General features: G+C 56.2%; 6 protein-coding genes. 3 read left to right on the plus strand and 3 right to left on the minus strand.

Annotated features, from left to right (window positions below; all coding sequences use genetic code 11):
* Positions 1-25: 25 nt before the first annotated feature.
* A complete protein-coding gene (gene yghU, locus AC5EFR_RS16075) occupies positions 26-883 on the minus strand; it encodes a glutathione-dependent disulfide-bond oxidoreductase (RefSeq protein ID WP_493576797.1) in 858 nt (285 codons plus the stop codon).
* A 108-nt stretch (positions 884-991) separates the two neighbouring features.
* On the opposite strand from yghU, the gene AC5EFR_RS16080 reads away from it, so the two are divergent.
* On the plus strand, positions 992-1,492 hold the full coding sequence (locus tag AC5EFR_RS16080; RefSeq protein ID WP_493576798.1) for a YdcF family protein: 501 nt from the start codon (positions 992-994) through the stop codon (positions 1,490-1,492).
* Here AC5EFR_RS16080 and AC5EFR_RS16085 read toward each other — a convergent pair.
* Together AC5EFR_RS16085 and AC5EFR_RS16090 are read right to left on the minus strand one after the other, a co-directional pair.
* Positions 1,489-1,881, minus strand: coding sequence for a hypothetical protein (locus AC5EFR_RS16085; RefSeq protein WP_493576799.1), 393 nt, complete (start codon positions 1,879-1,881; stop codon positions 1,489-1,491). The genes AC5EFR_RS16080 and AC5EFR_RS16085 overlap by 4 nt on opposite strands.
* A gap of 508 nt (positions 1,882-2,389) precedes the next feature.
* Positions 2,390-2,821 carry a DUF1489 family protein gene (locus tag AC5EFR_RS16090; protein ID WP_493576800.1) on the minus strand — a complete coding sequence of 144 codons (432 nt, stop codon included), beginning with the start codon at positions 2,819-2,821 and terminating at the stop codon, positions 2,390-2,392.
* A gap of 156 nt (positions 2,822-2,977) precedes the next feature.
* Here AC5EFR_RS16090 and AC5EFR_RS16095 point away from each other — a divergent pair, with 156 nt between their 5' ends.
* Together AC5EFR_RS16095 and AC5EFR_RS16100 are read left to right on the plus strand one after the other, a co-directional pair.
* Positions 2,978-5,266 (plus strand): adenosylcobalamin-dependent ribonucleoside-diphosphate reductase, encoded by a 2,289-nt coding sequence (locus AC5EFR_RS16095; protein ID WP_493576801.1) that lies wholly within the window; start codon positions 2,978-2,980, stop codon positions 5,264-5,266.
* Between the two features lie 451 nt (positions 5,267-5,717).
* Positions 5,718-6,689: an AAA family ATPase gene (locus tag AC5EFR_RS16100; protein ID WP_493576802.1), complete on the plus strand. Its 972-nt coding sequence runs from the start codon at positions 5,718-5,720 to the stop codon at positions 6,687-6,689.
* The last annotated feature ends 9 nt before the right edge of the window (positions 6,690-6,698 follow it).

Genomic DNA, 6,698 nt, shown 5'->3' on the forward strand with positions numbered 1-6,698 from the left:
TTTGCAAAAGTTTTGGGAGCGCCTGTTACTCAGCAGGCGCTTTCGCTTTGAGTGCGTCGAAGTCTGCGGCGGAGTGGCGTTCGGGCAATTGCTCGTGCTCTTCGCCCCAGAATTTGTTGACCATGCGACCACGTTGAACGGCCGGCCGGGCGGCAATGGCATTGGCCCACCGCACAACGTTTTTGTACTCATGCACCTGCAGGAATTCGGCGGCGTTATACTGGTTGCCAATCACCAGATTGCCGTACCACGGGAAGATCGCGATATCGGCGATGGTGTAGTCTTCGCCAGCGATAAAGGTGTTGTCGGCCAACTGCTTGTCCAACACATCCAACTGGCGTTTGACCTCCATCGAGAAGCGGTCAATCGGGTATTCCATCGGATAGGGCGCATAGGCGTAGAAGTGGCCAAAACCACCGCCCAAATATGGCGCGCTGCCCATTTGCCAGAACAGCCAGCTGAGCATTTCAGCACGATTTTCCGCTTTGCCCAGAAAGGCGTCGAACTTCTCGGCCAGATGCATCAGGATCGCAGCACTTTCGAAAATGCGCACTGGTGCGTCGCCTGAATGATCCATCAGGGCCGGGATTTTTGAATTTGGGTTGGCGGCAACAAAGCCCGAGCCAAACTGATCACCATCGCCAATTTTGATCGGCCAAGCGTCATATTCAGCGTTGTGGCCAGCTTCGAGAAGCTCTTCGAGCATCACGGTGACCTTGACGCCATTGGGGGTCGCCATGGAGTAAAGCTGTAGCGGATGTTCCCCGATGGGCAGATCTTTGTCTTGGGTGGCCCCTGAAATCGGACGGTTGAGCGAGGCCCATTGCCCGCCATTGTCTTTGTCCCAGGTCCAGATTTTCGGTGGCGTATAATCTTGTGTCATTATGCGTGTCCTTTTCCTTTGGGCGCTAACGTAACCCTGTTGAACAAGATTTCCAGCCCTGACGCTTTTGGAATGGGCAATGCACATGTCCTGTGCTTTTGTGCGCAAATGACGCAAAATCCCGACGACCGTCCAATTGCCATTGTTTTGGGAGCCGCCGTTTGGCCGGATGGGGAGCCATCCCCAAGCCTGCGACGACGTGCAGAGCACGCCGCCAAGCTTTGGCAGGACGGCATGGTTTCGGTGATTATCGGATCGGGAGGAGTGGGCAAGCACCCACCGTCCGAGGCACAAGCCATCGCCGATATTTGCCGCGCCAAAGGGGTGCCAGAGGCTTGTATCCTGCAAGAGAACAAGGCCACCACAACCGAAGAAAACCTACGATGTTCCGCGCGGCTTCTGGCCGAGCATGGGGCATTTTCCGCTGTTTTGGTGACAGATACCTACCACGCGCCGCGCGCGCTTTTGGTGGCGCGACGTCTGGGGATGAAGGCCACTGCCAGTTGTCCAAAGATGACCGGCACAACGTGGCGGCGGGTGATCAAGGCCTGGATGCGCGAAATCCCGGCCTTGATTTGGTACGCTTTGCGCGGCAAGGGGCGGCCTTAGCGGGTGACGGTTACCTTGAGGTAGCGGCCGCTGTTGCCGACGCCGTAAATGCGCACAAATACCGTTGCCCCCCCGCGCAGCAGATTGCGGGCCGCCGCTGGCTCCATCGTGCCATTCATTATCATGCGTTCCATGATGCCGCGATTTTCCATGCTGCCAAAGAACGGGTCCCACTCATCCCCCGGCTGGCTGATGCCAAAGCGGTGGTAATTGGCGCGATCCTGACGCAGGATTTGCCAAGGCTCATTCAGGCGAGCACCTTTGGAATTATAAAGATCATCCTGCCCAATATAGGCGACATAGCTGCCAATGATCTGATCAGCCTGTGCTATGGTTGCGGCCATTGCGGTGGTCGCCGCCAGTGTTGCAGCGATTAAAAAGCGTTTCATCCCTGTCTCCCTTTTAGTGACGTCTCGCGCGTGTCCCTGTGAGCAAGTATAGAGCGCGGCTGCGATCACGTCTTTGACAGTGAACAAAGCGAGGAAAAGTTTCAGGACGGTTAAGGGGTCTGATCGTCGATCCACCTGAAGTATTTATTGTAAATCAATGTGTTTGCGATTCCCGGGAGAAAACAGATCAAGAGGGCGATTCCCGATTGTAATCGTATGGGCGCATGGGGGAGACCGACAAATTGTAGGAGAACAAGTGCGCCCCACAGGGTGGAGAAAAGCAGGATGGTTCGAAGGGCCTGTTTGCTTGGAAAGCGTTTCGGCTCTTGAGCTTTGGCTTGGCTTTGGCACCAGAGCAGCAGCGCGATTGGGCCAACGCTGACGCATATGACCAAGGCCGGAAAGCGAAAATACTCCCAACTATTGGGCGTTGCCAACACGACAAAACTGATCAGCACATGCACAAAGCTGTAGCAATGAAAGGAGCGGTGGAAGAAACCCGTTGCTATCAAATCACACCGATTTCGGCCAAAGCTCCGGCGAGTTCCGGGGGCAGGGTGTCTTCTTGTTTGGTCGAAGCCGACAGATCGGGCGGGGCGTCGGCAGGGGAAAGATAGCGCCAGCCTTGGAAAGGGCGGCGTTGCGCGTTGGCGGTGCGGATCACGTCAGGGTCTAGGATAATGGCACAGCGTTTGATGCCATCCTCGCCAATGACTTCGTCTAGGCGTAGGATGCGTTGGCGGCATTGGATCACGCCTTTGATCACCCAATAGATTGATCCGCCTGCCAGAATCTCGGACTCACGACGCGGCCACATGCGGGTGACATGGCGCGGCAAGCCCTCGGGGAGCTCTTTGCGGCGCATATCTTGCCAGGCCTGAAGGCCCTCAACGCTTTCGGTGCCGACGCTCAGTTTGATCAGATGTGTGATCTTATCCACAGATTCTTCCCCAGATTACGCTGTATATGGTATAACACTCATCTGGGCCTTCAAGCTGTAGCGTTAGGTTAGTTCAAAATATGTCTTTTCCCGCGCCGCCCGCTTGTCTATGAAAATCGCTCTACGCCACCGCCTGCCAAAAAGAGATTCGCCGCCATGACCCGATTTGCCGCCCCTATTGCTGAACAGATTTGGGATATGAAATATCGTCTCAAAGAGGCCGATGGCACAGCCATTGATATCACAGTCGAAGACAGCTGGCGACGCATTGCCCGGTCTTTGGCCGAGGTCGAGGCCGAGCCCAAGCAGTGGGAAGACAAGTTTTACAACGCGTTGGAGGATTTCAAATTCCTTCCCGCCGGCCGGATTACCGCCGGGGCAGGGACCGCGCGTAGCGTGACGCTGTTCAATTGTTTCGTTATGGGCACTATCCCCGACCAGATGGGCGGCATTTTCGATATGCTGCGCGAAGCGGCGCTGACCATGCAGCAGGGTGGCGGCATCGGCTATGATTTCAGCACCATTCGCCCCAAAGGCGCGCCGGTGGCCGGGGTTGCGGCGGATGCCTCTGGCCCGTTGTCGTTCATGGATGTCTGGGACGCGATGTGCCGCACGATCATGTCGGCGGGGTCACGTCGTGGTGCGATGATGGCGACGATGCGGTGCGATCATCCTGATATCGAAGACTTTATTCGCGCCAAGGCCGATAGCGCCCGGTTGCGGATGTTCAACCTATCGGTGCTGATCACCGATGACTTCATGGACGCGGTCAAGGCGAATGGCAGCTGGGAGCTGAAATTTGGCGACCGGGTGTACCATACCGTTGAGGCCCGTGATCTGTGGAACAAGATCATGCGCGCCACCTATGATTACGCCGAGCCGGGTGTGATTTTCATCGACCGGATCAACAAGGCCAACAACCTGTCCTATGTTGAAACCATCGCCGCGACAAACCCTTGCGGCGAACAGCCATTGCCGCCCTATGGCGCGTGTTTGCTTGGCTCGATCAACATGGCCCGTTTGGTGGATCGCCCGTTTGAAGAGGGTGCTGATCTTGACGAAACCTTGTTGGATGATCTGGTCTCGACCGCCGTTCGGATGATGGACAACGTTGTTGATGCCTCGCGCTTTCCTTTGGAGGAACAGCGCATTGAGGCACAAAACAAGCGCCGTATCGGCCTTGGTGTGACCGGGTTGGCAGACGCCTTGTTGATGGTTGGTCAGCGCTATGGCTCGGAGGAAGCGGCGCGTCAGACCGAGGAGTGGCTGAAACGGATCGCCCGCGCCGCATATCTGGCGTCGGTGCAATTGGCCAAGGAAAAGGGCGCGTTCCCCTTGTTTGAGGCTGAGCCCTATCTGGAAAGCGGCACCATGCGCGCCATGGACGATGATGTGCGCGATGCCATCCGCGAACACGGCATTCGCAACGCGCTGCTGACATCCATCGCACCGACGGGCACGATTTCGCTCTATGCTGGGAATGTCTCCTCGGGGATCGAACCGGTATTTGCCTATAGCTATACCCGTAAAGTCTTGCAAAAGGACGGCACCCGCACCGAAGAAGAAGTCGTTGATTACGCTGTGCAAATGTGGCGTGAAAAGTTTGGCGACAAAGAGTTGCCCGACTATTTTGTCAACGCCCAGACATTGGCCCCGCTGGATCATGTGCGTATGCAAGCGGCGGCGCAGAAATGGATCGACAGCTCGATCTCCAAGACCATCAACTGCCCTGAAGACATCTCGTTTGAGGACTTTCAGAGCGTGTATTTGGAGGCGTTTGAGACCGGGTGTAAGGGCTGTACCACCTATCGCCCCAACGACGTAACCGGGTCGGTTTTGTCGGTGTCGGAAAGCTCAGAGAAAACGCCCGCCGAGACGCCGGAAATGGCACAGGCCGCCGGGGCAGGGGCCGATGTGGTCTATATGTCCGAGCCGCTGGATCGCCCGCAATCGTTGGAAGGCGCGACCTACAAGTTGAAATGGCCCGATAGCGAGCACGCCATTTACCTGACGATCAATGACGTGATTGTTGGCGGCCATCGCCGCCCGTTTGAAGTGTTCATCAACTCCAAAAACATGGAACACTTTGCGTGGACCGTGGCCTTGACGCGGATGATCTCGGCGGTGTTTCGTCGTGGTGGCGACGTGTCGTTTGTCGTGGAAGAGTTGAAGGCCGTGTTTGACCCACGCGGTGGCGCATGGGTGCAGGGTAAATACATCCCTTCGATTTTGGCAGCCATCGGCGGCGTGATCGAGAAACACATGGTATCGACGGGCTTCCTTGAAGGCGAAGGCATGGGGCTGAAATCTGACCCCCAAGCCGACGTCGTCAACATCGCCCAAACCCCACGTGGCAAAGCCTGCCCCAGTTGTGGGCAGTTCACAATGCGGATGGTCGAAGGCTGTATGACCTGTTCCGATTGCGGACATTCGAAGTGCGGTTGATGTTTGCCGGGTGAATTTTGTGTTAGACACCGCATAACTTGGCCACTATGGGGTGTTTTTTGACCACTCCGCACAGATCAAATGACCACCGGCAGTTTCCATGTCGGTGGTTTTCTTTATTTGTCAGTAGTTTAGGTCGTTTGCCGGGAGTTATCCTCCACAAAAGTTTGCGACTGAGCGCAGAAGCTGCAGCCTATTGACCCCTAACTCACTTTGTTCCCTAAGTGTTCCCATCGGCTCCGGAGCCTTTTCATATTCAATCGCCGAACCAGAACGGTTCAGGCCTTTGGCGCAACCCGCATGGGGTCGCGCTTTGAAAGGATGCCGCATGACGCTAACGAAAACACCCATACCCTTCTGCTCTCTAAAATTTGTCGACGAACTCCCGTGAGTCAGAGAAGTAGATGACCGCCTGAAAGAAACCCTGCGCGAGCTAAGGAACCGGAAGCTGATGGCTGCGGGAAGCGTTGATCACGGCAATGATCCAGTTCTGTGGCATCAACTGATCAACGATGATGACCGTAAAATGACCAAGCGCCGTGCGATCCGATTTTTAGAGCGAATGCAAAGCCTGTCCGGCATGAGCCATTTGCCAGACGCGGCGAAAACCCAACTGAACGCATTGCGGGATGGCGTCTCCGTGACCCACATTCACACCGAACACAAAGCAGACGAGATCGCTGCCGCCTTGCATGAAGAAATGCCTTGGATGGCACCCGCTACCGAAGAGGTCTGGCATGGTCTCAGGCGATCTGCACGTGAGGGTCTACCTGGTTTACGTTTCAATCCGCTGGTGTTGGTTGGGTCGCCCGGCATCGGCAAAAGCTTTTGGGCGCGCCGTCTGGCGCATCACCTTGCGGTGCCGACAACCAAAATCGAAGCGACCGGTGAACCGGCGACGTTTTCACTGGTTGGAGCTCAGCGCGGATGGGGCAGCGCCGCACCAGGCAAACTCTTGCAGACCGTGCTGCGGGAACGCCATGCCGGCCCTCTGGTGATCGTGGACGAAGTCGAAAAGACTGGAGACGTCAACGCAGTCAACGGGTCGCGTCATACACTAACTGATGCTTTGCTTCCGTTGTTGGAGCGCATGACAGCAGAGGGCTGGGAGTGTCCCTTTTTCCAGATCCGCTTTGATATGTCCTGGGCCAACTGGGTTCTGACTGCGAATAGCCGGAAGGGTTTGCCGGAGCCGTTACAAAGCCGTTGCGTGGTTCTTGACCTTCCTGATCTGACGCGCACGCAGTTACGTGACTTTGCTCTAACAGAAGGTCAAAGGCGCGGGCTCCCGGGGCCCAGCATTTCGGCATTGGACGCGGTATTCGATCATGGAATTTGGTCTGAACACCGTTTAAGTCTGCGCACCGTATCCAGAATGCTGGACCGAGCTGAGGTGTTGAATTCCAGACCAGTCATTCAATAAGGGCGGAAA

It is taken from the genome of Pelagimonas sp., assembly GCF_058892305.1.

Excerpts from the sequence above, each read along its gene's own strand:
- yghU (WP_493576797.1), bottom strand. The coding sequence starts at position 883 with ATGACACAAGATTATACGCCACCGAAAATCTGGACCTGGGACAAAGAC.
- AC5EFR_RS16080 (WP_493576798.1), top strand. The coding sequence starts at position 992 with ATGACGCAAAATCCCGACGACCGTCCAATTGCCATTGTTTTGGGAGCC.
- AC5EFR_RS16085 (WP_493576799.1), bottom strand. The coding sequence starts at position 1,881 with ATGAAACGCTTTTTAATCGCTGCAACACTGGCGGCGACCACCGCAATG.
- AC5EFR_RS16095 (WP_493576801.1), top strand. The coding sequence starts at position 2,978 with ATGACCCGATTTGCCGCCCCTATTGCTGAACAGATTTGGGATATGAAA.
- AC5EFR_RS16100 (WP_493576802.1), top strand. The coding sequence starts at position 5,718 with ATGGCTGCGGGAAGCGTTGATCACGGCAATGATCCAGTTCTGTGGCAT.